The following is a 24,814-nucleotide window of genomic DNA, read 5'->3' on the forward strand; positions in this document are numbered from 1 at the left end:
GGTTCCGCTCAAACCCCGAAGGCTTTTCGCTGAACCGAGCCGCCCATCATAGCGGCTTTTTTGTTGCCGTCAATACCTTTTTGAGAAGGTTTTTGACGACCCCGGCGCGTTGCTGTTGCGTTGCCGCAAGGCGTTGCGTCGGGGGAGGGAAAGTATGGCTGCAAACCTGTCGCTTGGGAAGGGGGTGTGAAAGATTTTTTCACTCCGCCGATGCAGGTAGGCGCCGATGCGATGCGTGACACTAATAAGGTCGCAGCATCTCGCGGCGTGGAACCTGCTGCCAGAGCCTTTCAGCACAAGCGACGGCGGCGCTTGGCCGCCATCGTGCTCAGGCCGCGACCAGGCGCACGCGCGCGAAGGTGCGCTTGCCGACCTGCAACACGCCTTCGAATCCGGGCACGAAGCTGTGCTGCGGATCTTCCACCACTTCGCCCTCCACCCGTACCGCGCGCTCCTTGAGCTTGCGGTTGGCTTCGGAGTTGCTGGCGGTCAGCCCGGCGGCGGTCAGCAGCGCGGCGATGCGCAGGCCTTCCGCCGGCACCACCACGTCCTGCAGCGGCAATGCGCTGGTGTCGCCCTGCCCGGTCACCACCGCATGCCAGCCTACGATGGCCTGCTCGGCGGCCGCAGCGTCGTGGAAGCGCGTGGTCAGCTCGCGGGCCAGGCGCAGCTTCACTTCGCGCGGGTGCAATGCGCCAGCCTGCACCTGCCGCTTCAGTTCCTGCGCTTCGTTCAGGCTTATATCGAAGGACAGCAGCTCGATCCAGCGCCACATCAGCTCGTCGCCGATCTTCATGGTCTTGGTGACGATGTCGATCGCCGGCTCGCTGATGCCGATGTAGTTGCCCAGCGACTTGGACATCTTGTTGACCCCGTCCAGGCCCTCCAGCAGCGGCATGGTCAGTACGATCTGCGCCGGCTGTCCGTAATGCTCCTGCAGGCCACGTCCCATCAGCAGGTTGAACTTCTGATCGGTGCCGCCCAGCTCGACGTCGGCCTTCAACGCCACCGAATCGTAGCCCTGCACCAGCGGATACAGGAATTCGTGGATGGCGATGGACTGCTGCGCGGCATAGCGCTTGGCGAAGTCGTCGCGTTCGAGCATGCGCGCGACCGTGTGCTGCCCGGCCAGGCGGATCATGTCGGCCGCGCTCATCTGCCCGAACCACTCGGAGTTGAAGCGCACTTCGGTGCGCTCGCGGTCGAGCACCTTGAATACCTGCTCCTCGTAGGTGCGCGCGTTGGCGAGCACGTCCTCGCGGGTCAGCGGCTTGCGGGTGACGTTCTTGCCGGTGGGATCGCCGATCATGCCGGTGAAGTCGCCGATCAGGAAAATCACCTGGTGGCCCAGCTGCTGGAACTGGCGCATCTTGTTCAGCAACACGGTATGGCCGATGTGCAGGTCCGGCGCGGTCGGGTCGAAACCGGCCTTGACGCGCAACGGGCGGCCGGCACGCAACCGCGCTTCCAGTTCCTCGCGCTTGAGGATTTCGTCGGCACCGCGGCCGATCAGGGCAAGAGACTCTTCAATCGTGGACAAAACGGAACTCCGACGGGTTGCCGCCAGGCAACATGAATGACGTTAAGTGCGAGTTAACCGCGCGCCCGGCGAAAACCTGAGCCGGTTCAATGGTTTGACGCGCTGTTGATCGATGTTTATGGTAGCCGAGTTTTGAGCTCGCGCTTCGAGCTCATGAGGAAGCCTTGATGCAGAACAGCGAAACCGAACAGGAACGCGCGCGCAAGCAGCGCTTCCAGCAACGTCTCCATGTGCTTCACGACACCGCACTGCATCGGCAGCTGACGCAGCACTTCCCCGCCGGCCGCTGGACGCGCCGCCACTGGATCCACGCCAGCCTGTTCGCCACCATCGGCGCGCTGGTGGCCACGATCGTGCCCGGCTTCTCCAATGCGATCGACGTGCCGCTGCAGACCACGCACGCGACCCTGGCGCTGCCGTTGCCGCCGATCTCGCTGGCCCAGCAGCAGGGCGTGGCCGGCGACAGCTGGCAGGTGGTGCGGATCCAGCCCGGGCAGACCCTGGGCGCGGTGTTCGAACAGCTCGACATCCCGGCCACGGTGATGCATCAGGTATTGGACCACCCCGGCACGCGCGAGGCGCTGACCAAGCTGCGCCCCGGCGCCGAGATCGGCTTCGACCTGCCGGTGGCCGGCAGCCTGCGCGGCATCCGCTTCGACCGCGACGCCACCCATCGCGTGGAACTGTCGCTGCTCGGCGACGACATCCGCGAAAAGGTGACCGAGCGCGAGACCAGCACCCGCACCGCGGTCATCAGCGGCGAAATCACCAGCTCGCTGTACGTGGCCGCGCGCAAGGCGGGACTGTCGCCGTCGGCGATCGCGACGATGACCGACGAGATCTTCAAGTACGACATCGACTTCGACAAGGACCTGCAGCCGGGCGACCGCTTCAGCGTGGTGATGGACGAGACCTGGCGCGAAGGCGAGCGGATCGACACCAGCAAGATCCTGGCGGCGACCTTCACCACCCGCGGCAAGACCTACAGCGGCTTCCGCTTCGAGCGCGACGGCAAGCCGGCCGAGTACTTCGACGTCAGCGGGCGGCCGCTGAAGAAGAGCTTCATCCGCATGCCGGTGTCCTACAGCCGCATCAGCTCGACCTTCGGCGCGCGCAAGCATCCGGTGCTGGGCACCATGCGCATGCACAAGGGCATCGACTACGCGGCGCCGTCGGGCACGCCGATCATGGCCGCCGGCGATGCGCGGGTGCAGTTCGTCGGCACCCAGCGCGGCTACGGCAACGTGGTGATCCTGGACCACGGCAAGGGCTACAGCACGCTGTACGGGCACATGTCGCGCTTCGGCGGGATCAAGCCCGGCCAGCGCATCAACCAGGGCACGGTGATCGGCTTCGTCGGCATGACCGGCATGGCCACCGGCCCGCACCTGCACTACGAATTCCGCGTGGACGGCGTGCAGCGCAATCCGGCCTCGGTGACCATGCCGCCGCCGACGCCGCTGGCCGGCACCGAGCTGGCCGCGTTCCGTGCGCAGACCTCGCCCGCGCTGGCGCGCATCCAGCGCGTGGAGAAGCTGATCTACGCCGACGCCGCACCGGCGAAGGGCGACGCCCCGGCGAAGAAGAAGAAGACCGTCGCCTCGGCCAGGTCGGCGCAGTCCAGCGACGCCGGCTGAGCCGCAAAGCGGCCCCGCCACGGCGGCGCGGATTGACGCGCCGCCGCCCCTCGCCCACGCTGCGCTACTGACGCTGCCTGGTGCCCGCAATGCCCGATCCGATCGCAATCGACGACGCGTCACTGTTTCTCGGCCTGATGTCCGGCACCAGTGCCGATGGCATCGATGCCGCGCTGGTGCGCTTCGGCGCCGATGGCCAGGCGCAGCTGCGCTTGGGCCGCACCTATGCCTGGGCGCCGCGCCAGCGCGAGGCGCTGATCGCGCTGGGCGAAGGCGGCGAGATCGATTCGCTGGACACGCTGGGCCGGCTCGACGCGGAAGTGGCGATCGCCTTCGCCGAGGCCGCGCTGCGCCTGCTCGAGGAGGCCGGTGTCGCGCCTGCCGAGGTGCGCGCGATCGGCTCGCACGGCCAGACCGTGCGCCACCGGCCGTTGGCCGATCCGGCCTTCACCTGGCAACTGGGCGACGGCAACCGCATCGCCGAGCTGACCGGCATCGCCACGGTGTGCGACTTCCGCCGCCGCGACGTGGCCGCCGGCGGCCATGGCGCGCCGCTGATGCCGGCCTTCCATGCGGCGATGCTGGGCGCGGCGCACGAGGACCGCGCGGTGCTGAACCTGGGCGGGATCGGCAACCTGACCCTGCTGCCGGCGCACGGCAGCGTGCGCGGGTTCGACACCGGCCCGGCCAACGCACTGCTCGATGCCTGGTGCCAGCGGCATCTGGGCCAGCCCTACGATGCCGGCGGCGCCTTCGCCGCCAGCGGCCAGGTCGACGACGGCCTGCTGCAGCGCTTGCTGGCCGATCCCTGGTTCGCGCTGGCCCCGCCCAAGAGCACCGGGCGCGAACAGTTCCACCTGCGCTGGGTGGATGCGCTGCTGGAGCCGGCCGCGCATCCGGCCGCGGCGGTGCAGGCGACCTTGCTGGAACTGACCGCGGCCACCGTGGCCGACGCGCTGCTGGCGCAGCAGCCGGCGACCCGGCAACTGCTGGTCTGCGGCGGCGGCGTGCACAACCCGCTGTTGCTGGCGCGGCTGCAGGCGCGGCTGCCTGGCGTGCTGGTGCTGTCCACGCAAGCGCTTGGCCTGGATCCGGACTACGTGGAAGCGATGGGCTTCGCCTGGCTGGCGCGGCAGACCCTGGCCGGGCTGCCCGGCAACCTGCCTTCGGTCAGCGGCGCGCGTGGGCCGCGCATCCTGGGCGCGATCCACTTGGCCTGACTGCAGCGGCAGCGGCCCGCGTCACGGGCACCGACGCGCGGCTCAGAAGCCGGCGCCGGCCGGCAGTTCGCGCAACGCGGCGATCGCCTCGGACAAGGCATCCACTTCCGGGTTCTCGAAGCCGCTGCGCACTTCATGCTCGCTGGCGAACAGGCCCTGCTCGATCAGGTTGAGCACGGTCTGGTGCTGGGTCCAGCCGCGGGCCACGGCGATGCGGCGGATCCGATCGACCAGGATGGGGTCGATGTCGCGCAACAGCAGATCGGTCATGCGGACTCCCTGACGGACGGCGGCGCACCCCATGCGCTGCCGTGCATCATCCGCAACTCCGAGCGGGCTTTCAATCCGCCTGCGGCGCGGCGGGGGCCGGTTGTTCGCGGATCCGCGGCCACAGCCAGGCCAGCAGCAGCAGGGTCGGAATCACCGTGAACGCGCTGAGCACGAAGAAGGTGCTGTAGGACGTGGCCTCGACGATGTAGCCGGAAGCGCCGCCGACGAACTTGCCCGGCAGGTTGGCCAGCGACACCAGCAGCGCGTACTGGGTGGCGGTGAAATTGCGGTCGGTCAGCGACGACATGAACGCGACCAGCACGGTGCCGGCGAAGCCCTGGAACAGGTTGTCGGCGCTGAGCGCGGCGTAGAACGACCACAGCTGCCCGGGATGGTGGGCCATCAGCAGGAACGCCAGGTTCGACAGCGCCACGCCCAGCGCGGCGACGAACAGCATGCGCCGGAAGCCGAACGCCGCCACCGCCAGGCCGCCGGCGAACGCGCCGGCGATGCCCATCCACACCCCGAACAATTTGGAGACGGTGGCGATGTCGGCCTTGCTGAAACCCGAATCGAGGTAGAACGGGCCGGACATCACCCCGATCACCTGGTCGGGAAACTTGAACAGGCCCACGAACAGCAGCAGCCCCAGCCCCAGCGCCAGGCCGTTGCTGGTGAAGAAGCTGGAAATCGGCTGCCAGAACGCGCCGACCACGTCGATCTTGCGCACCACCGTGGCCGCCGGCACCTCCGGTTCGCGGCACAGCAAGGTGGTGGCGATCGGCAGCAGCATCAGCCCGGCCATCACCAGATAGGCCAGGGTCCAGTCGCCGAACTGGGCCAGGTACAGCGCGCCGGCGCCGGACAGGATCAGGCCGATGCGGTAGCCGAAGGTGTAGGTCGCGGCGAGCGCGGCCTGCGCCGTCGCCGGGGCGATCTCGATCCGGTACGCATCGACCACCGAATCCTGGGTGGCGCCGGCGAAGGAGGCGATCAGCACCCACAGCACCAGGCCGCCGATGCTCAGTTCCGGACGCATCAGCGCCAGCGCCGCCAGGCCGATCGTGACCCCCAGCTGCGACACCAGCAGCCACGAGCGGCGCCGGCCCAGGAACGCGACCAGCGGGAACGGATAGCGATCCAGCAGCGGCGCCCACAGGAACTTGAGCAGGTAGAAGAAGCTGGCCAGGCTGATCAGGCCGATGCTGCCCAGGTCCAGGCCGACGTCGCGCAAGCGCGTGGACAGCGTCTGCGAGGCGATCAACAGGAACGGCAGGCCGCTGCCGAAGCCGAGCAGCGCCATCGTCGCCGCCGACGGCGTGGCGAAGGCGCGCTTGATCCCGGCCCAGCCCTTGTAGGAGGCCGGCGCGGACGCGGCCTGGCTCATTCGCGGTAATCCACCACGAACGGCGCATGGTCGGAGAAGCGCTGCGCGGTATAGATCGCGCAGCCCTGCAGGCGCTCGCGCAGCGACGGGGTCACGAACTGGTAGTCGATGCGCCAACCCACGTCGTTGGCGCGCGCGGCGCCACGGTTGCTCCACCAGGTGTAGTCCTGGCCCTGCGGGTGCAGCGCGCGGTAGGCGTCGACCCAGCCGCGGCCGCTGGCCGGATCGGCGTCTTCGGCGCGATCGGCACACAGGCCGTTGAGCCAGTCGCGCTCGGCCGGCAGGCAGCCGGAATTCTTCTGGTTGGACTTCCAGTTCTTGATGTCCAGCGCCGAGCGCACGATGTTCCAGTCGCCGCACAGCACGTAGTCGCGGCCGCTGGCCAGCCATTCGGCCAGGATCGGCCGCAGCCAGTCCATGACCTGGAACTTGTAGCCCTGGCGCAGTTCGCCCGACGAGCCGGAGGGAATGTAGAACGAGACCACGCTCAGGTTGCCGAAGCGCGCCTCCAGGTAGCGGCCCTCCTCGTCGAACTCGGGCCAGCCCAGCGCGGTGCGCACCTCGTCCGGCTCGCGCTTGCTGTAGATGGCCACGCCGCTGTAGCCCTTCTTGGTGCTGGCATCGCGGAACCAGGCGCGGTAGCCGTCCGGCAGGAACGCCGGCCCGGCCAGCTGATGCTCCTGCGCCTTGGTTTCCTGCACGCACAGCACATCGGCGTGCTGGCCGGAAAACCACTCGAAGAAGCCCTTGGTGGCGGCCGAACGCAGGCCGTTGGCATTGAAACTGACGATACGCATAGAGCGGGGATTCGGGATGGAGGGATTGGAGATTCGTGAAAGCGTACCCCATGCGTGGACACTGCATGGCCGTAACCCGCTATGTGTTCACCAATCCAGGCATTGCATCGGGGATTCATGAAAGCGTACCCATGCGTGGACGCCGCATGGCCGCGACCGGCTATGCTTTCACGAATCCCGTCATCCCCAATCCCGAATCCCGGCTCCCCAATGACCGACTACCGGCAACGTTTCCTGCAATTGGCCCTGGATGCGCAGGCGCTGCGCTTCGGCGAGTTCACGCTGAAGTCCGGGCGCGTCAGCCCTTACTTTTTCAACGCCGGGCGCTTCGATTCCGGGAGCACGGTGGCGCGCCTGGCGGCGTGCTACGCCGATGCGGCCGACGCCGCCGGGCTCGACTTCGATCTGCTGTTCGGCCCGGCCTACAAGGGCATCCCGCTGGCGACCGCGCTGGCCTGCGAGTACGCGCAGCGCGACCGCAACCTGCCGCTGGCGTTCAACCGCAAGGAAGCCAAGACCCATGGCGAAGGCGGCAGCCTGATCGGCGCGCCGCTGGCCGGGCGCCGGGTGCTGATCGTGGACGACGTGATCACCGCCGGCACCGCAATCCGCGAGGCGCTGGCGATCATCCGCGAGGCCGGCGGCATCCCGGCGGCGATCCTGGTCGCGCTGGACCGGCAGGAGATCGCCGGCGAACACGACCGGCGCTCGGCGGCGCAGGCGGTGGCGGCGGAGGCCGGCGTTCCTGTGGTGTCGGTCGCGCACCTGGGCGATCTGCTTGCATTCATCGATGGAAACGCGGACCTTGTCGGCTTCCGCGAACCGCTGCTGGCCTACCGGGCACGCTACGGCTGCGATCCGTCAGGCTGACAGCAGGGGGCTGCCATGATGCCGATCCAACGACCATGGGGCCGGGCCGCGTTGCCGGTCCTGCTCGCGCTGATTGCATTGCCGGCCGCAGCGCAGCCGGCGCCATCCAAGAAACTGTACTGCTGGAACCAGGGCGGGCAGCGCGTGTGCAGCGATGCGCTGCCGCCGGAAGCGGTGAACCAGGCGCGCGACGAGTTCAACGCCAAGAGCGGGATGCGCAGCGGCGCGGTCGGCCGTGCGCTGAATGCCGAGGAGCGCGCCGCGGCCGCCGCCGATGCCGCGCAGCAGCGCGCCGACCAGGCGGCGCTGGAGACGCGCAAGCGCACCGACCAGGCGATGCTGCTGTCGTTCCAGACCGAAGAGGAATTGCGCCGGGTGTTCTCCGAGCGCATCGGCATCGTCGACAACAACATCAACACCGCGCGCTACAACGTCAACAGCCTGCGCGAAGGACTGGTCGGCCTGCTCGCCAACGCCGGCGCGCGCGAACTGGCCGGGCAGAAGGTGGCCGGCAAGATCGTCGAGGACGTACAGCAGCGGCATCGCGCGCTGCTGTGGCAGCTGCGCATGCAGAAGAACTTCGAACAGCAGCGGCTCGGCCTGAACCAGGAAATCGACGACGCGCTGCAACGCTATCGTGCGGCGAAGCGGCCGGGGACCGGAACGGCGCCGACTGCGCCGACGAACAGCGGCTAAGCGCAGCGCGCGGCCAACGGCGCTAGCCAGGTCGCCGCGGCAGGGATGTCGGGACTGAAGTCCCTCCCACAGTGCACCCAGCAAGTAGGCCGCGAGTCCCCGGTGGGAGCGACTTCAGTCGCGACGAGCGAAGCCCGGATGCCTGCGCGGCTTCGGCTGGAGTCGGGACTGAAGTCCCTCCTACAGTGCACCCAGTGAGTTGGCCGCGAGCCCCTTGTAGGAGCGACTTCAATCGCGACGAGCGAGGCTCGGATGCGTGCGCGGCTTCGGCTGGTGTCGGGACTGAAGTCCCTCCTACAGTGCACCCCGTGAGTTGGCCGCGAGCCCCTTGTAGGAGCGACTTCAATCGCGACGAACGAAGCCCGGATGCCTGTGCGGCTTCGGCTGGTGTCGGGACTGAAGTCCCTCCTACAGTGCACCCAGCGAGTTGGCCGCGAGTCCCTTGTGGGAGCGACTTCAGTCGCAACGAGCGAAGTCTGGACGCCTGCGCGGCTTCGGCTGGGACCGGGACTGAAGTCCTTCCCACAATGCAACCAGCGAGTAAGCGGCGAGTCGTTGTGGGAGCGACTTCAGTCGCGACAAACGAAGTCCGGACGCCCGGCGGTTCCGGATGCCGTCGGGCTGAAGCCCCTCCTGCAGCGCACCCAGCGAGTTGGCCGCGCTTCCTGCAGGAGCGGTTTCAACCGCGACGAGCGCCGCCCGGAATCGCTGCGCTCTCGGCAACCCTGTCGCGGGCTGAAGCCGTTTCCACACCACTCCGCGTGCCGGCCGGGCTACGCCGCCTCGCCCGGCACTGCGCCGGGCGTACACGGCATGCGCCTCAGAGCCCCGCCGCCAGCGACGGCAGCAGCGCCTGCAGCTGGCTGCGGAACAGGTCCTTGATCCGCTCCAGCGCGGCAGTGGTGTCGGCCTCGAAGCGCAGCACCAGCACCGGCGTGGTGTTGGACGCGCGCACCAGGCCCCAGCCGTCGGCGAAGTCCGCACGCAGGCCATCGATGGTGAGCAGCCGCGCACCGGCGAACGCCGAGCCTTCCTGCTGCGCGATGGCGACCAGCTGCGCGACCAGCGCATGCGCGTCCTGCCCGTCGGCCAGCGGCAGCTTGATCTCCGGCGTGGACACGCTGTCGGGCAGCTCGGCCAGCACCTCGGACGGGCTCTCCTCGCGCTGCGCCAGGATCTCCAGCAGCCGCGCCGCCGCGTACAGGCCGTCGTCGAAGCCGTACCAGCGCTCTTTGAAGAAGAAGTGGCCGCTCATCTCGCCGGCCAGTTCGGCGTCGGTCTCGCGCATCTTCGCCTTGATCAGCGAATGCCCGGTCTTCCACACCATCGGGCTGCCGCCGTTGCGCAGCACGTAGTCCGACAGCTTGCCGGTGCACTTGACGTCGTAGATCACCAGCGCGCCGGGGTTGCGCTGCAGCACGTCGGCGGCGAACAGCATCAGCAGGCGATCGGGGTAGATCACCGTGCCTTCCTTGGTGACCACGCCGAGCCGGTCGGCATCGCCGTCGAAGGCGATGCCCAGGTCGGCGTCGAAGCGCTTCACGGTCTGGATCAGGTCTTCCAGATTGTGCGGCTCGCTGGGATCGGGGTGATGGTTGGGGAAGGTGCCGTCGACGTCGCAGTACAGCGGGATGACCTCCGCGCCGATCGCCTCCAGCAGCCGCGGCGCCAGTTCGCCGCCCACGCCGTTGCCGGCATCGGCCACCACCTTGAGCGGGCGATCCAGCTGCACGTCGTCGGCGATGCGCTGGATGTAGTCGTCGCCGACGTCGCGCTGCTCCAGCCGCCCCGGTTCGGCGGCGGTCGGCAGGCGGCCTTCGCTGATCCGCGCGTACAGGTCGGTGATCGCCGCGCCGGACAGCGTCTCGCCGCCGACCACGATCTTGAAACCGTTGTAGTCCGGCGGGTTGTGGCTGCCGGTCACCGCCACGCAACTGCCGGCACGCAGGTGGAAGCTGGCGAAATACACCACCGGGGTCGGCGCCAGGCCGATGTCGGTGACGTGGCAGCCGGCGCGGCGCAGGCCGTCGATCAGCGCCGCCGACAGTTCCGGGCCGGACAGGCGGCCGTCGCGGCCGACCACCACCTCGTTCAGGCCTTGCTCCTGCATCACCGCGCCGATCGCCTGGCCGATCAAGGCGGCGACCTGCGGGCTGAGATCGCGGCCGACCACGCCGCGGATGTCGTAGGCGCGGAAGATGGCGGCCGGCACGGTCAGTGCCGGAACCGCCCTGGCCGGCGTGCTCTCGCCCTCGGGCAGCGGCGGTGCCGGTGGCGGTTCCCGGTGCTGCAGGCTCTGCCGCAGGGTGGGCTCCTGCTCGGCCGCCGCGGCGGCGGCCTTGGCGCGGCGCGGCCGCGGCAGGCGGCCGCGCGCGGCCCGCCGCACCGCCAAGGCCAAAAAGCCGAGCAGGCCGGCGACGATCAGGCAGGGCAGCGCGTCCAGGCCGAGCGGGCCGAGCTCGGCGTCGGGCAACGCCGCGACCACCCGCAGCCCGGTCGTGCCGATCGGCCGCGACAACGCGTCGCCATGGTCGGCCAGGCCGGCATCGCCGGCGCCGACCACGTCGTAGCTGCCCTGGCGCAGCGCCAGATAGCCGCTGGCCGGAACCGCGGCCTGCGCCACCGGTGCGGTCAGCACGCGCAGCGGCAAGCGCAGGTAGGCGACGCCGGCGCCCGTGTCCAGGCTCACCGGCGCGGCCAGCCCCAGTCGCGCCCCACCACCGTCGCGCACCACCGCGCTGGCCACCGCGTCGGTCAGCAACGCCTTTTCCAGCAGCGCCAGGCGGCCGTAGCCGAAGCCGCCCGCGTCGGCGTAGCCGGCGCTCAGGTCGGCGGGCAGCACGTGTGCGTCTTCCGCGTCCTTCCAGCCCTCGCGCAAGGCTTGCGCTGCCGTCGTCGCGTCGCCGCGCGCCAGGGCGGCCTGCACCGCGGGCTGCTGCAGTTGCGCGGCGAAGCGCTTGGCGACCGCCGCCAGCGCCTGCGAGGTCTGCGCCACCACTGCGTCGCGCGCCTGCTGCAGTTCCGTGGCGCTTTGTTCGTTGCGCCATTGCTGCGCGCCGCTCCAGCCGAACCAGCCGGCCAGCGCGGTCAGCAGCAGCGCCAGCAGCGGCGCCGCCTTGCGCAAACCCTCCGGCGCCGGCGGCCGTTGTGTTGCCTCGCTCATGCAGACGATCCCCTGTCAGCGCACTCCGGTATGGCCGAATCCACCCGTTCCCCTGGCGCTGTCGGCGAAAGTATCCACCACCTGCAGGGCAACGCGCACGACCGGCATCACCACCAGTTGCGCGATGCGGTCGCCGGGGGCGATGGTGAACGGCTCGCGGCCGCGGTTCCAGACGCTGATCAGCAGCGGCCCCTGGTAGTCGGCATCGATCAGGCCGGTGCCGTTGCCGAGCACGATGCCGTGGCGATGGCCCAGCCCGGAACGCGGCAACACCACCGCGCACAGCTGCGGATCGGCGATGTAGATGGACAGCCCGCTGGGGATCAGCGCGGTATCGCCCGGCGCCAGGGTCAGCGGCGCCTCGGTGGCCGCGCGCAGATCGAGCCCGGCGCTGGCTTCGGTGGCGTAGTCCGGCAGCGGCCAGCTGTCGCCGAAGCGCGGGTCGAGCAGTTTGACCTGCAGCGGGTATGGCGTCGGGATGGTCATGCGTGCAGTCGCTCCGCGATCAGGGCCAGCAATTGTTCGGCCAGTTGCGCCTTGGACACGGCCGGGAAGCTGCGCGCGCCCTGTTGCCAGTAGGCGGTGGCGGCATTCTGGTCGCTCTCGAAGCCGTTGCCGGCCACCCCCACCTGGTTGGCGATGATCAGGTCCAGGTGTTTGTCGTTGAGTTTGCCACGCGCGTAGCGTTCGATGTCGTGGGTCTCGGCGGCGAAGCCGACCACCAGTTTCAGCGCCTGGGTCTGTGCGGCGACCTCGGCCAGGATGTCCGGGGTGCGCACCAGTTCCAGGGTCAGCATCTCGCCGCTCTTCTTGATCTTCTGCGCGGCGACCTGCCTGGGCGTGTAGTCGGCGACCGCGGCGGTGCCGATGTAGATGTCGGCCGGCAACGCGCCGAGCACCGCGGCGCGCATCTGCGCCGCCGAGCGCACGTCGATGCGCTGCACGCCGTCGGGCGTGGGCAGGTGCACCGGGCCGCTGACCAGCACCACCGACGCGCCCTGCCGCGCCGCCGCCGCGGCCAGGGCATAGCCCATCTTGCCGCTGCTGCGGTTGCCGAGGTAGCGCACCGGATCCAGGTCTTCGTAGGTCGGCCCGGCACTGATCAGCAGGCGCAGGCCGTGCAGCGCGCCGCCACCGGCACTGGCCGCGACCGGCGTGGGCGCCGCGAGGGGCACCGCGGCCGCGGCACGGCCAGCGGCCAGCGCGGCGACGATCTCTTCCGGTTCGGCCAGGCGTCCGGGGCCGGACTCGCCCTCGGCCAGCGGGCCGTCGTTCGGCCCGACCACGCTGGCGCCGCGTTGGCGCAGCGTGGCGACATTGGCCTGGGTGGCGGGGTGCAGCCACATGCGGTGGTTCATCGCCGGGCACACGGTCAGCGGCGCGTTGGTGGCCAGGCACAGCGTGGTCACCAGATCGTCGGCCAGGCCGTGGGCGAGCCGCGCCAGCAGGTCGGCGGTGGCCGGCGCCACCACCACGCGATCGGCCCAGCGTGCCAGCTCCAGATGGCCCATCGCCTGCTCGGCGGCGCTGTCCCACAGGCTGGTGCGGGTCGGGTGCGCGGACAGCGCCTGGAAGCTCAGCGGCGTGACGAACTGCTGCGCACCGGCGGTCATCGCCACCTGCACCTCGGCACCCGCCTCGCGCAGCCGCCGCACCAGCTCCAGCGCCTTGTAGGCAGCGATGCCGCCGCCCACGCACAACAGCACACGCCGCCCCTGCAGGGGCCCCTCGAAAGTACCGGTCACGTCGGGAATGTCCTACCCATGCAAGAACGATTAGCTTACCCGATGGCCCTTTGCGGCCCTGATACCGTTGCGCCATATCGCCCGCCAATCTGGCGATATGCACATAAACGACTGGCCCGATGCCGAACGCCCCAGGGAAAAGCTGCTGGCACGCGGTCCCGGCGCCCTCTCCGACGCCGAACTGCTGGCGATCTTCCTCGGCTCCGGCCTGCCCGGCAGCGACGCAGTGCGGACCTCGCGCGACCTGCTGCATCGGCATGGACCGCTGCGCATGCTGCTGGACCGCCCGCCACGCGAGCTGGTCCGCCTGCCGGGGCTCGGCCCGGCACGGGCCTGCAAGCTGTCGGCGGCGCTGGAGCTGGCCAAGCGCCACCTGGCCGCCGAGCTTGAACGCGGCACCACCCTGACCGATCCGGGAGCGGCCGGCCGCTACTTCGCGCAACGGCTGCGGGCATGGCCGCACGAAGTGTTCGCGGTGCTGTTCCTGGATACCAAGCACCGCTCGCTGGCGTTCGAAGAACTGTCCCATGGCACCCTGGACGGCGCCGAGGTGCATCCGCGCGAAGTGGTGCGGCGCGCGCTGGCGCACAACGCGGCCGCGGTGATCATCGGCCACAACCACCCATCGGGGAACTCGGAACCCTCACCCGCCGACCGCGCCGTCACCCACCGGCTGAAACAGGCGCTGGGCTTGGTGGACATTCGCTTGCTGGACCATTTCATCGTCGGCGACGGGGCGCCGGTGTCGATGGCGGCGCGCGGCTGGGCCTGAGCCGGAATCCGGGAACCGTGGCAGCGCGGCGGCGGCGTTGCCCATCGCAGATACCCAATCCCCGATCCGCCATCGTCGGACGGCCTGAGGTCGGGCTGAACCCGGCACGGGCCGGGAGGCGGCGGGTCGGGTAAAATCGCCGGTTCCGCGCTTCAAGCAGAGATCACGTGAAATCCCAACTCCGCGCCCTGATCGGTCAAGGCATCGAAGCCTTGCGCGCCAACGGCACCCTGCCGGCCGACACCCTGCCGCCGGACTTCGTGGTCGAACGGCCCAAGACCCGCGAGCACGGCGACTTCGCCACCAATGCCGCGATGCTGCTGGCCAAGGCCGCGCGCGGCAATCCGCGCGCGCTGGCGCAGCAGCTGGTCGCCGCGCTGCCGGCCAGCGACGAGGTGACCCGGGTCGAGATCGCCGGCCCCGGCTTCATCAACTTCCACCTCAGCCCCAGCGCCTACCAGCGCGAAGTGCTGGCGGTGCTCAAGCAGGGCGAGGACTACGGCCGCAGCCTGGTCGGCAATGGCCGCACCGTGGGCGTGGAATACGTCTCGGCCAACCCGACCGGCCCGCTGCACGTGGGCCACGGCCGCGCTGCGGCGATCGGCGACTGCCTGGCGCGGCTGCTCGAGGCCAACGGCTGGAACGCCAAGCGCGAGTTCTACTACAACGACGGCGGCGGCCAGATCGAGAACCTGGCGCGCTCGGTGCAGGCGCGCGCGCAGGGCAAGACCCCCGACAGTCCCGACTGGCCGGAAGAAGGCTACCGCGGCGACTACATCCAGGACGTGGCCAACGCCTACCTGGCCGGCGACTCGGTGGACCTGGAAGGCAATCTGGTCACCGGCTCCAAGGATCCGAACGACCTGGAGGCGATCCGCCGCTTCGCCGTGGCCTATCTGCGCAACGAGCAGAACCACGACCTGGCCGCGTTCGGCGTGGACTTCGACATCTACTTCCTGGAAAGCTCGCTGTATCGCGACGGCAAGGTCGAGGAGGCGGTGCAGAAGCTGGTCGCCTCCGGCCACACCTACGAGGAAGGCGGTGCGCTGTGGCTGAAATCGACCGATTTCGGCGACGACAAGGACCGCGTGATGCGCAAGTCCGACGGCAGCTATACCTACTTCGTGCCGGACGTGGCCTATCACCTGAGCAAGTGGCAGCGCGGCTACGTGCGTGCGATCACCGAACTGGGCGCCGATCACCACGGCTCGCTGGCGCGGGTGCGCGCCGGCCTGCAGGCGATGGACCTGGGCATCCCCAAGGGCTGGCCCGAGTACGTGCTGCACCAGATGGTCACGGTGATGCGCGGTGGCGAGGAAGTGAAGCTGTCCAAGCGCGCCGGCAGCTACCTGACCCTGCGCGACCTGATCGAGGAAGCCGGCCGCGATGCCACGCGCTGGTTCCTGATCGCGCGCAAGCCCGATTCGCAGCTGACCTTCGACATCGACCTGGCGCGCCAGCAGAGCAACGACAATCCGGTGTTCTACGTGCAGTACGCGCATGCCCGGGTGTGCAGCCTGCTGCGCCAGGCGCAGGAGAAGAAACTGGACTACGACCAGGCCGACGGCCTGGGCCAGCTGAACCGGCTGAACGATGCGACCTCGCTGGAACTGATGCTGGAACTCTCCCGCTACCCGGAAGTGGTGGAGAATGCGGGGCATGTGCTGGAGCCGCACCTGATCGCGCAATACCTGCGCGAACTGGCGACCGCGTTCCACACCTGGTACCACGGCACCCCGGTGCTGGTGGACGATGCGGGCGAGCGCAACGCCAAGTTGACCCTGGCCGTGGCGGCGCAGCAAGTGCTGGCGAACGGCCTGAACCTCCTGGGCGTGTCCGCCCCGGAAAAAATGTGAGTGGAGAAGCGGTAGATGGCAGCACGACGCGGTAAGACGCAGGCGCGGCGCAACAGCGGCAACGGCACGCCCGGATGGGTGTGGCTGATCGCCGGCGTGGCGATCGCGGCAGTGGTATTCCTGGCGGCACCGGGCCTGTTCAAGAAGGACGGCGACGGCTTCCTGCGCGTGGGCGGACCACGCGCCAATCCGGATGCGCAACCGGCGCCGGTGGCCGATGCCGACGTAGACGCGGCGCCGGAACTGCCCAAGCCGGCGGCGACAGCGGCCGGCAGCACCAAGCCCGACGCCAAGAAGGACGCACAGACCCAGTACGACTTCTACACCTTGCTGCCCGGCAAGGAAGTGCAGATGTCCGACGCCGAACTGGCCGCCAGCGCACGCGCCGAGGCCGCGCGCCAGGCGCGCGCGCCGCAGCCGGCTGCCGCCGCCACACCGGCCACGGCAACTGCGGCAACCGTGGCCGCCACCGCGCCGGCAACGACGGCGGCAGCGTCCAACCCGACCCCGCTACCCGAAACGGCAACAACGGGCGCACCCGCCAACACGGTGGCCACGGCGACCAAGCCAGCCGCGGCATCGACCGTGCCCGCCGCTGCCGCCGCCGCGCCGGACAACGCCCGCTACATCCTGCAGGCCGGCTCGTTCGGCGCCTCCGGCGATGCCGAATCGACCAAGGCCAAGCTGGCGATGCTGGGCCTGTCGGCGCGCGTGGAATCGGCGCAGATCAGCGGCAAGACCGTGTACCGCGTACGCATGGGGCCGTATGGCACGGCCAGCGAACTGGCCGCGGCCAAGCAGAAGCTCACCGGCAGCGGGCTGCCGGCGATCGCGATCAAGGCGCAGTGAGGCTGGGAGTCGGGAATGGGGAAACGGGAATGGGGAGAAGCGGCTTCTCCTGCATTCCTTGCGACTGGCCTGCATAGGCCAGCCGCTTCATTGCCTCGCCAGTCGCGCGAGCGCGACTGATGGCAGCCTGGCCACCGTGACCCAGAGCAGGCGAGGCACGTCGACGCCTGCTTTCGCTTTAGCTTTAGCTTTAGCTTTTCCTATTCCCGATTCCCCACTCCCTATTCCCGGCCCCTAGCCACCTGGAACCCGGCGAAGGATTGCGTCACCGGCATGATCTCCAGCCGATTGATGTTCAGGTGCGGCGGCAGCGTGGCGACCCAGAAGATCTGCTCGGCGATGTCCTCGGCGGTCATCGGCTGCGCGCCGTGGTACAGCTTGTCCGACGCGCCCTGGTCGCCGTGGGTGCGGACCAGGGTGAACTCGGTCTCGGCCATGCCCGGCTCGATCGCGGTCACGCGCACGCCGGTGCCGTGCAGGTCCGAACGCAGGCCCAGCGAGAACTGGCTGACGAAGGCCTTGGTGCCGCCGTAGGCATTACCGCCCGGATACGGATACAGCGCGGCGACCGAACTGATGTTGACGATCGCGCCACGGCGCTGGATCAGCGTGGGCAGCAGGCGATGGGTCAGGGTCACCAGCGCGGTGATGTTGGTGTCGATCATCGTGCGCCAGTCGTCCAGCGACGCGGCCTGCGCCGGGGCGGTGCCCTGCGCCAGGCCGGCGTTGTTGACCAGCAGGTCGATGCCGCGGAACGCGTCCGGCAGCTCCGCCAGCATCGCATCGAGCGCAACTTCGTCGCGGATGTCGAACGCCGCCACGTGCACGCGCTCGGCACCGAACTCGGCCAGCAGCGGCTGCAGCCGCTCGGCGCGGCGCCCGGTGGCGATCACGCGCCAGCCGGCGTTGACGAAGCGGCGCACGGCGGCGGCGCCGAAACCGGAGGTGGCACCGGTAATCAGGGCGGTCTGGGTCATTGGGGGGCCGGGAATGGGGAGTGGGGAATCGGGAATGGTAAAAGCAAAAGGGCAAAGCCGGGGTGCTGTTGCCTCAACCGCCGCTTGCCGGCATGGACACGTGGCCGACGGCATAGGCTTGACCGACGTCCGGCGCGGACGGCGGCAGATCGCGCCAAAGCCGCAGGCGCAGCAGGTTCCAGCCATGCGGCTCGTAGGCGCTCACCGCGGCGAGTGCGCCTGCGGCAAGATCGTCCCTCGCCCGCTCGGTCTCGCGGTCGCCCAGCGTGTCGAGCGCGTCGGCATCGGGGATCGCGACGATCTCGCGCCGGGCGTAGCGGGCGCCGCGCAGGTCTGCGTGCAGATGCGCAGCGCACACCGTCCACAGTTGCACCGCAGGCCGCCCGAACGACGCGGTCAGCGCGCGGAACGCGGCACCGGCGAGGAAATCGCGCATCGCCTCGGCATCGCGCCACAGATAGAACGGCGCATACAGGTTGCTGCGGCTGGACAGCGCGCGATCGCCGCGATCGGCGCTCAGATAGGCCTTGAACACCAGCCCAGGCAGGTCGTCCAGCAACGGTCCCTTGTCGGCGATGCGGCGCCGGATGATGGCCATGTCGTAGTCGGCCGGCAACGCGATGCTGTACTGCATGGCGATCATGCGCCGGCCTCCGCGGCCGCGATCCCGGCGCGGCCGCCGCCGAAGGACCAGTCCTGGGCCTCGGTGGTGACGATGTTCACCATCACGTCTTCCGGCGCGATGCCCGGCGCGATCGCCAGCAGCTCCACCAGGCGCAGGTAGAACGCGCGCTTGCGGGCCTCGCTGCGTGGCCGTCCGGCGGTGATCGCGATCAGCACGAAGCCATCCGAGCGCGGTCCGCCGAGATAGTGGCGGTCGAACACCAGTTCCCCTGGATCGTGCTGGTGGATGACCTGGAAGCAATCGCCGGCCGGCACCTCGAAGGCCTCGTGCATGGCCTGGTAGACGCTGGCGGACAAGGCGCGCAGATAGTCGGGCGTGGCGCCGCGATGCAGCGAGATACGGGCGTAGGGCATGGGATGTCTCCTGCTCGGGAATCAGGCGGCCGACGCGGTCGCGGCGCGCAGCAGCGGCAGCGCCGAGGCGGCGCACGGCCAACCGGCGTAGAACGCCAGATGGGTGATCGCTTCGGCCAGTTCGTCGCGGCCCAGGCCGTTGTCCAGCGCGCGGCTCAGGTGGAACGGCAGTTGCTGCGGCCGGTACAGGGCCACCAGCGCCGCCACCGTGACCAGGCTGCGCTCGCGCGGCGACAGCGCGGGGCGCTGCCACAGGTCGGCGAACAGCACGTCATCGGTCAGTTGCGCGAATTTCGGCGCGATATCGCCGAACAAGGATGCAGAAGGCTGGCATGTATCGGACATTGGCGTCTCGTGCTGGAGATTGACTGCACACAGCCTAGCCACCGAAGATGTTCCTGAAAATCGGGAAATTCAGTATCAAATCTTCGATAAAACAGGATCGATAGCATGCGCCGCGTCACCTTCGATCTCGATGCGCTGCGCAGCTTCGTCGCCGGCGTCGAACTGGGCAGCTTCGCCAAGGCGGCAGATCGGCACGGGCGCTCCACGTCCGCGATCAGCGCGCAGCTGAAGAAGCTCGAAGCGCAGGCCGGCCACACGCTGCTGCGCCGCAGCGGCCGCGGACTGGCGCTGACCGACGCTGGCGAGGTGTTGCTGGCCTACGCAAGGCGCCTGCTGGACCTCAACGACGAAGCCACCGGTGCGCTGCACGGGTCGGTCCTGCAGGGCTGGGTACGGCTTGGACTGCAGGAGGATTTCGGCGAGCACATGTTGCCCGACGTGCTGGGACGCTTCGCCCGCGCCCATCCCAAGGTGCGCATCGAAGCGCGCATCGCGCGCCATCAGGAACTGCTGGCGCGGGTCGACGCGGGCCAGCTGGACCTGGCGCTGGTCTGGGACGCAGGCACCGCGACGGCGCATCGCGTGCCGCAGGCGGCCTGGCCGATGCGCTGGATCGCCGCGGCCCAGGCGCCGCTTCCGGACCCGAGCGGCTGGCACAGCGAGACGCCATTGCCGCTGGTGATGCTGGAGGCGCCCTGCCTGCTGCGCACCGCGGCGACCACGGCGCTGGACCGCGCCGGCATCCCGTGGCGCATCGCCTTCACCAGCGCCAGCCTGGGCGGCGTCTGGGCGGCGGTGCGCGCCGGCCTGGGCCTGACCTTGCGCACGCCGGCCGGCCTGCCCGAGTCGCTGGCGCTGCTGCCGCCAGGGGCCGGCGGCCTGCCGACGCTGCCGGCGCTGGGCTTGAACCTGCATCGTGCCGACGCAGAGCCGGCACCGGCAGTGACGCGCCTGGCGGAGATCCTGCAGCAGCGCCTGCACGAGGCGCGCGTGGCGTACGCCGATCCCGGGTGAGGCGGCCGCGTGCAGACCGCGCACGACCGGCTCGCTGCGCCGATGCGCGTCGGCAGGGGTGGCCCATGCAGCCCCGCCGGTACTTCCCCGGGCTTGCGCCCCAGCAGCCCGCGCAGGCGCATGAATGGCCGCTCCACCGCATAGCGCGGCGGCCAGCAGCGCCATCACCGGACAGATGGGCGAACGCGGACAGCCGGCGCCGCGCCGGAGTCGGCGCGGCAGCATGCCTTCAGCGAACGTCGCCGGCGGTCGCGGCCGTACCTGGGAGGACATCCCGCCGGACCGCGTGCGCGCTGCGCCTGCCGATCGTGGGCGAGCCCGGCGCCTGAGTGCGCGTCACTTGCATGGCAGCATCTTGCTGAGCAGCCCACCACCGCCACTGAGCATACCGGCGCCGCCGGTAATCGCCGTCTTGACCGTGCTGCCATCGGTCTTGACTTCCACTTCCTTGAACAGTTCGTCGTCGCGCGCGACCGTATAGTCCTGACGCTCGTAGTGGTCCACTTCGGTCGAACCGGCGTAGCTGCTGCCCGCGTAGACATCGCGCGACTTGGCCTGATCGAACTGGAAGGGCAGCACCAGGTAGTAGCGACCCGGCTGCATCTCGGTGAACTGGAACGCGCCCTTGGCGTCTGTCTCGGTCTCCACGCGCATGTTGAAGGCCTCGTTGGACATCAGCACCGCTTCCTTGCTCCGGTCCGACTTCTTGCGCATGGCGACCCATTCCGCGAAGTACGGGGTTGCCGGGAACAGCATCACCTTGCGGTTATCGGCAAGGAAAATTCGGCTGTCGTGGTAGGCGCAGGCCACGCCGGTGATGGTCGCTCGTCCCTTGGCCAGCGCGGCTTCGGCCGACGGCTTGTCGAAGGGGACACTGGGCGAGGTTTCGTGCACCTTCGGCTTCGTGTCGACGGTGGGCGATGTACGCACCTGCGCGCCACTCTGACCGGCGGCCAAGCCGCAGCACGCCGCAACGATCAATCCGCAAGCCCTCGTTCGCATAGCACCCCTCTTCTTCCATGAAACGGCGGAAAATAGCATGATTCGCTCTGCCTCCAAAGACGCCCATGCCTTCGCCGGGGCCGTGCGCGGAGGGGCGCTCAGGCGACGGCCGCGGTGCGACGCCGGATACGGCGATCGCGCAGGCGCAGGAACGGCCGCTCCACCGCGTAGTGCAGCAGCGCGGCGGCCAGCAGCGCCATCGCCGCATAGCTCGCGAAGGCGAGCAGCCCGCGCCCGTCGAGCGCGGCGCCGAACCAGTGCTGGGTGAGATGGAACACGGCCTTGTGCGACAGGTACAGGCTGTAGGAGACCGCTGCCAGCCACCCCGCCCCAGGCAATGCGCGCCGGCCGATCCAACTGCGCGTGGAGGCGCCGGCGATCGCCAGCAGCGCCAACCCCAGCGACAACACCGGCCAGCCGATCGCGTTGCCGAGCAGACCGGTACGTTCGCGGAACAGCCACATCGCCAGCGCGCACACCGCCAACCCGGCCAGCAGCAGTGCGTTGGCCCGCGCCTGCAGCCACTGCCAGCGCTGCGGCCGGAACACCTTGATCGCGGCCAGCACCACCCCGGCCAGCAAGCCGTCGAGCCGGTTCCAGGTCGGGTAGTAGATGTCCTCGATGAACCAGTTGCGTTGCAGCCCGTCGCCGATGCGCTCGAGCGCGCTGTCGTGCAGCCAGGCGGCCGTGCGCAACGCGATGCCGGCCAGCACCACCGCGCCGCACACCGCGACGAAACGCGGCGCCGACGGCCGCCGCAGCGACAGCGCCGCCAACAGCGGGAACACCAGGTAGAAATGCTCCTCCACGCACAGCGACCAGGCATGCGAGAACGCCTGCTGGTTGGCGTAGTCGATGCCCAGGTTCAAGGTGAAGCTGGCGAACATCCACCACGGCGCGATGCCCGGCGCTTCGCGGAAACCGGGCCAGGCCAGGTACAGCGCCAGCACCACGGCGAAGGCCGGCAGGATGCGGAACGCGCGACGCAGGTAGAAATCGCCATAACGCAGCGGTTCGCCGCGTGCCAGCGGCGCCAGCACCTGGCCGCCGATCAGGAAGCCGCTGAGCACGAAGAACAGGTCCACGCCCATCCAGCCATAGCGCGACAGCCAGGCCCAGTCCGGCCCCAGGCCGCCGACCACGAACGAGTGGAACAGCATCACCCACACGATCGCCAGCGCGCGCAGCAAGTCCAGTCCGGGGTAGCGCATCGCGTCGGGGGGGGGGGGGGATGGCAGGGGCGCTCAGCTTATGGGCCGGTGCCAGCGCTCGTCCATCCGCAGCGGCGAATGCGAGCGGTGCCGCGATGACGACAAGGCGCGTCGCGTCTGCGCGGGATGCGCTGCAGCGACGGTCGCGCTCGGTACGTTCCTGCGCGCGTTCGACAACGCGGCGACACGCAGCCGCGGAGCGCGCTCCTCGCCTGCTGGCGAAGAAGCGCATGCCGGCACTCAGCCCAGCGGTTCGTCCGACAGATAGGTGTAGCCGGTCAGCCCCGCTTCCAGCGCCGCCGACAAGGCCTGCGCCTGCTCGGCCGGCAGTTGCGCGGCGGCCACGCGCTCGGCGTAGGCCGCGCGCAGGTCGGCCAGTGCATAGCCCACGTAATCCAGCATCACGTCGGTGGTGTCGCCGCGGCGCTGCTGGGCGATGCGATAGCCGTCGCCATCGGCGCTGACCTCGATCGCGTCGGTGTCGCCGAACAGGTTGTGGATGTCGCCGAGGATCTCCTGGTAGGCGCCGACCAGGAAGAAGCCGAGCCGGTAGCTCTCGCCCGGGCGCAGCTCGTGCAGCGGCAGCGAGCTGTCCAGGCTCTCGTTCTCGACGTAGGTCTTGACCATGCCGTCGGAGTCGCAGGTCATGTCGCAGATCACCCCGCGCCGCGCCGGCGCTTCGTTCAGCCGCTCGATCGGCACGATCGGGAATACCTGGTCGATCGCCCACACGTCGGGGATCGATTCGAACACGCTGAAGTTGACGAAGTACTTGTCCACCAGCCGCTCGTTGAGCTCGTCCAGCACCGGGCGGTGGCTCTTTTCCTCATGGCTCAGGCGCGCGCGCACGCCATGCGCGATGGCGTAGAACAGGTCGTCGATGCGCGCGCGCTGCGGCAGGTCGATCTGGCCCAGCGCGTAGCTGGACAGGCCTTCGGCATGGAAATGCTGCGCTTCCTGGAACAGCTCCACCGCCGGGCGCACGTCCAGTTCGTCGTGGATCTCGCGCAGGTGGCGGATCGCCGCCGGTTCGTCGGCGTGCGCGTCGGGCACGCGCCCTTCCGGCGCCTGCTCCACTTCCGAGACGTTGGCGATCAGCACCGCGTGGTGCGCGGTCATCGCGCGGCCGCACTCGGTGACGATCCGCGGCGGCGCCAGGCCGTGTTCCTCGCAGGCGTTGGCCAGCGGCTGCACGATGTTGCTGGCGTAGGAATGCAGGCCGTAGTTGATCGAGCAGTAGCTGCGCGAACGGGTGCCTTCGTAGTCGATGCCCAGGCCGCCGCCGACGTCGACGTGGCTGATCCTGGCGCCCAGCTTGGACAGCTCGACGAAATAGCGCGTGGCCTCGCGCATGCCGTTGGCGATGTCGCGCACGTTGGAGATCTGCGAGCCCATGTGGAAGTGCAGCAGGTTCAGCGACTCGGCGTACTCGGTGTCGCGCAGCGCCTTCCACAGGTCCAGCACCTGCCGCGGCGACAGCCCGAACTTGGCCTTGTCGCCGCCGCTGTTCTGCCACTTGCCCGCGCCCAGCGAGGCCAGGCGCATGCGCACGCCCAGGCCCGGCTTCACGTCCAGCGCGCGCGCTTCCTCCAGCACCAGCTTCAGCTCCGACGGCTTCTCGATGACGATGAAGGTCTGCAAGCCGAGCTTGCGCCCGATCAGCGCCAGGCGGATGTACTCGCGGTCCTTGTAGCCGTTGCAGACGATCAGCCCGCCCGGCCGCGACAGCGCCAGCACCGCCATCAGTTCCGGCTTGCTGCCCGCTTCCAGGCCGAAGCCCTCGCCGTGGTGGCTGGCCAGGGTGCCGGCCACGCCGCGGTGCTGGTTGACCTTGATCGGGTACACCGCGGTGTAGCCGCCGGCGTAGTCCCAGTCGGCCTGGGCCTGGGCGAAGGCCGTCTGCAGCTTGCCCAGGCGCTCGCCCAGGATGTCCGGGAAGCGCACCAGCATCGGCAGCTTGGCGCCGGCCGCGCGCGCGGCGTCCACCACCTCGGGCAGCGCGATCGCCACGCCGTCGGCGCCTTGCGGGCGCACCACCACCCGGCCGGCCGCATCCACGTCGAAATACCCATCGGCCCAATGCGGGATCGAATAGGTCTTGCGGGCTTGGTCGAGGGACCAATCGCTCATCGTGGCGGCTCGGCGGGGAAAAGGGGCGTGGATTGTAACGCCTGCTACGCGTGGGCTCCGTTACAATCCGCGCCGACCTGACGCCCCTGTCCCCGGCGGAGCCGGGTCTGGTGAGGGTTCGCGTGCCGCGCGGTTCGGGTGCACGAGGCCGCGCCCTGCCCTCATCCGGCGAAGGGTGGTGTCTGGCGTCGCGCGGTCTAGCTGCGTGAGGCTGCGCCCCACCCTCATCCGGCGCGTCGCGCCACCTTCTCCCGGTGGGAGAAGGATGCGTCCGTCTTCTTTCTTGCTTTCCTAG

22 protein-coding genes are annotated in these 24,814 nt (G+C 69.6%); 8 read left to right on the forward strand and 14 right to left on the reverse strand.

The features are described 5' to 3' along the window. Positions 1–328: 328 nt before the first annotated feature. Positions 329–1,540, reverse strand: a complete 1,212-nt coding sequence (tyrS, locus tag H9658_RS13860; RefSeq protein ID WP_191825770.1) for a tyrosine--tRNA ligase — start codon at positions 1,538–1,540, stop codon at positions 329–331. Positions 1,541–1,707: 167 nt separating this feature from the next. Here tyrS and H9658_RS13865 point away from each other — a divergent pair, with 167 nt between their 5' ends. Both H9658_RS13865 and H9658_RS13870 read left to right on the forward strand, forming a co-directional pair. Beyond that, entirely contained in the window at positions 1,708–3,177 is a 1,470-nt protein-coding gene (locus H9658_RS13865) for a M23 family metallopeptidase (protein WP_191825771.1), read from the forward strand. Positions 3,178–3,266: 89 nt separating this feature from the next. Further along, positions 3,267–4,397, forward strand: a complete 1,131-nt coding sequence (locus H9658_RS13870; RefSeq protein ID WP_191825772.1) for an anhydro-N-acetylmuramic acid kinase — start codon at positions 3,267–3,269, stop codon at positions 4,395–4,397. Between the two features lie 42 nt (positions 4,398–4,439). Here H9658_RS13870 and H9658_RS13875 read toward each other — a convergent pair whose 3' ends face one another. The 3 genes from H9658_RS13875 to H9658_RS13885 all read right to left on the reverse strand — a co-directional run bounded on the left by H9658_RS13875 (position 4,440) and on the right by H9658_RS13885 (position 6,851). Further along, positions 4,440–4,667 carry a hypothetical protein gene (locus H9658_RS13875; RefSeq protein ID WP_145706592.1) on the reverse strand — a complete coding sequence of 76 codons (228 nt, stop codon included), beginning with the start codon at positions 4,665–4,667 and terminating at the stop codon, positions 4,440–4,442. A gap of 70 nt (positions 4,668–4,737) precedes the next feature. After that, a complete protein-coding gene (locus H9658_RS13880) occupies positions 4,738–6,054 on the reverse strand; it encodes an AmpG family muropeptide MFS transporter (protein WP_179570898.1) in 1,317 nt (438 codons plus the stop codon). After that, positions 6,051–6,851, reverse strand: coding sequence for an exodeoxyribonuclease III (locus tag H9658_RS13885; RefSeq protein WP_191825773.1), 801 nt, complete (start codon positions 6,849–6,851; stop codon positions 6,051–6,053). Before H9658_RS13885 ends, H9658_RS13880 begins: the two co-directional genes overlap by 4 nt. 210 nt (positions 6,852–7,061) lie before the next feature. On the opposite strand from H9658_RS13885, the gene pyrE reads away from it, so the two are divergent. Both pyrE and H9658_RS13895 read left to right on the forward strand, forming a co-directional pair. Then, positions 7,062–7,721 carry an orotate phosphoribosyltransferase gene (gene pyrE / locus H9658_RS13890; RefSeq protein WP_179570900.1) on the forward strand — a complete coding sequence of 220 codons (660 nt, stop codon included), beginning with the start codon at positions 7,062–7,064 and terminating at the stop codon, positions 7,719–7,721. 15 nt (positions 7,722–7,736) lie between these two features. Then, positions 7,737–8,417 (forward strand): hypothetical protein, encoded by a 681-nt coding sequence (locus H9658_RS13895; RefSeq protein WP_191825774.1) that lies wholly within the window; start codon positions 7,737–7,739, stop codon positions 8,415–8,417. Between the two features lie 820 nt (positions 8,418–9,237). Here the strand turns inward: H9658_RS13895 and H9658_RS13900 are convergent. The 3 genes from H9658_RS13900 to coaBC are packed head-to-tail and all read right to left on the reverse strand — an operon-like array spanning position 9,238 to position 13,286. Further along, the gene (locus H9658_RS13900) at positions 9,238–11,580 is read right to left on the reverse strand and encodes a phosphomannomutase/phosphoglucomutase (RefSeq protein ID WP_191825775.1); all 2,343 of its coding nucleotides are present in this window, start codon (positions 11,578–11,580) and stop codon (positions 9,238–9,240) included. Positions 11,581–11,595: 15 nt separating this feature from the next. Then, the gene (gene dut, locus H9658_RS13905; RefSeq protein ID WP_009588584.1) at positions 11,596–12,066 is read right to left on the reverse strand and encodes a dUTP diphosphatase; all 471 of its coding nucleotides are present in this window, start codon (positions 12,064–12,066) and stop codon (positions 11,596–11,598) included. Then, on the reverse strand, positions 12,063–13,286 hold the full coding sequence (coaBC, locus tag H9658_RS13910) for a bifunctional phosphopantothenoylcysteine decarboxylase/phosphopantothenate--cysteine ligase CoaBC (RefSeq protein WP_191825972.1): 1,224 nt from the start codon (positions 13,284–13,286) through the stop codon (positions 12,063–12,065). Before coaBC ends, dut begins: the two co-directional genes overlap by 4 nt. 136 nt (positions 13,287–13,422) lie before the next feature. Here coaBC and radC point away from each other — a divergent pair, with 136 nt between their 5' ends. The 3 genes from radC (at position 13,423) to H9658_RS13925 (ending at position 16,802) form a co-directional block, all read left to right on the forward strand. After that, positions 13,423–14,097, forward strand: coding sequence for a RadC family protein (gene radC, locus H9658_RS13915; RefSeq protein WP_179570903.1), 675 nt, complete (start codon positions 13,423–13,425; stop codon positions 14,095–14,097). Between the two features lie 167 nt (positions 14,098–14,264). Further along, positions 14,265–15,953 (forward strand): arginine--tRNA ligase, encoded by a 1,689-nt coding sequence (gene argS, locus H9658_RS13920; protein ID WP_179570904.1) that lies wholly within the window; start codon positions 14,265–14,267, stop codon positions 15,951–15,953. Between the two features lie 15 nt (positions 15,954–15,968). Continuing rightward, entirely contained in the window at positions 15,969–16,802 is an 834-nt protein-coding gene (locus H9658_RS13925) for an SPOR domain-containing protein (protein ID WP_191825776.1), read from the forward strand. A gap of 221 nt (positions 16,803–17,023) precedes the next feature. Here H9658_RS13925 and H9658_RS13930 read toward each other — a convergent pair whose 3' ends face one another. The 4 genes from H9658_RS13930 to H9658_RS13945 form a co-directional block, all read right to left on the reverse strand. Then, a complete protein-coding gene (locus tag H9658_RS13930) occupies positions 17,024–17,779 on the reverse strand; it encodes an SDR family NAD(P)-dependent oxidoreductase (protein ID WP_191825777.1) in 756 nt (251 codons plus the stop codon). A 73-nt stretch (positions 17,780–17,852) separates the two neighbouring features. Next, positions 17,853–18,422, reverse strand: coding sequence for a DUF4865 family protein (locus H9658_RS13935; protein ID WP_191825778.1), 570 nt, complete (start codon positions 18,420–18,422; stop codon positions 17,853–17,855). Continuing rightward, positions 18,419–18,817, reverse strand: a complete 399-nt coding sequence (locus H9658_RS13940) for a tautomerase family protein (protein ID WP_191825779.1) — start codon at positions 18,815–18,817, stop codon at positions 18,419–18,421. Before H9658_RS13940 ends, H9658_RS13935 begins: the two co-directional genes overlap by 4 nt. A 21-nt stretch (positions 18,818–18,838) precedes the next feature. Next, positions 18,839–19,162: a carboxymuconolactone decarboxylase family protein gene (locus H9658_RS13945; protein ID WP_191825780.1), complete on the reverse strand. Its 324-nt coding sequence runs from the start codon at positions 19,160–19,162 to the stop codon at positions 18,839–18,841. A 105-nt stretch (positions 19,163–19,267) separates the two neighbouring features. Here H9658_RS13945 and H9658_RS13950 point away from each other — a divergent pair, with 105 nt between their 5' ends. Further along, positions 19,268–20,176 (forward strand): LysR substrate-binding domain-containing protein, encoded by a 909-nt coding sequence (locus H9658_RS13950; protein ID WP_191825781.1) that lies wholly within the window; start codon positions 19,268–19,270, stop codon positions 20,174–20,176. A 336-nt stretch (positions 20,177–20,512) separates the two neighbouring features. On the opposite strand, the gene H9658_RS13955 is transcribed toward H9658_RS13950, so the two are convergent. The 3 genes from H9658_RS13955 to speA all read right to left on the reverse strand — a co-directional run bounded on the left by H9658_RS13955 (position 20,513) and on the right by speA (position 24,519). Beyond that, on the reverse strand, positions 20,513–21,133 hold the full coding sequence (locus tag H9658_RS13955; protein WP_225209971.1) for a hypothetical protein: 621 nt from the start codon (positions 21,131–21,133) through the stop codon (positions 20,513–20,515). Positions 21,134–21,276: 143 nt separating this feature from the next. Continuing rightward, positions 21,277–22,389, reverse strand: coding sequence for an acyltransferase family protein (locus H9658_RS13960; RefSeq protein WP_191825783.1), 1,113 nt, complete (start codon positions 22,387–22,389; stop codon positions 21,277–21,279). A gap of 240 nt (positions 22,390–22,629) precedes the next feature. Next, positions 22,630–24,519 carry an arginine decarboxylase gene (gene speA, locus H9658_RS13965; RefSeq protein ID WP_179570913.1) on the reverse strand — a complete coding sequence of 630 codons (1,890 nt, stop codon included), beginning with the start codon at positions 24,517–24,519 and terminating at the stop codon, positions 22,630–22,632. Positions 24,520–24,814 lie beyond the last annotated feature (295 nt).

Source organism: Xanthomonas bonasiae (assembly GCF_014836395.1).
GTDB classification, from domain to species: Bacteria; Pseudomonadota; Gammaproteobacteria; order Xanthomonadales; family Xanthomonadaceae; genus Xanthomonas_A; species Xanthomonas_A bonasiae.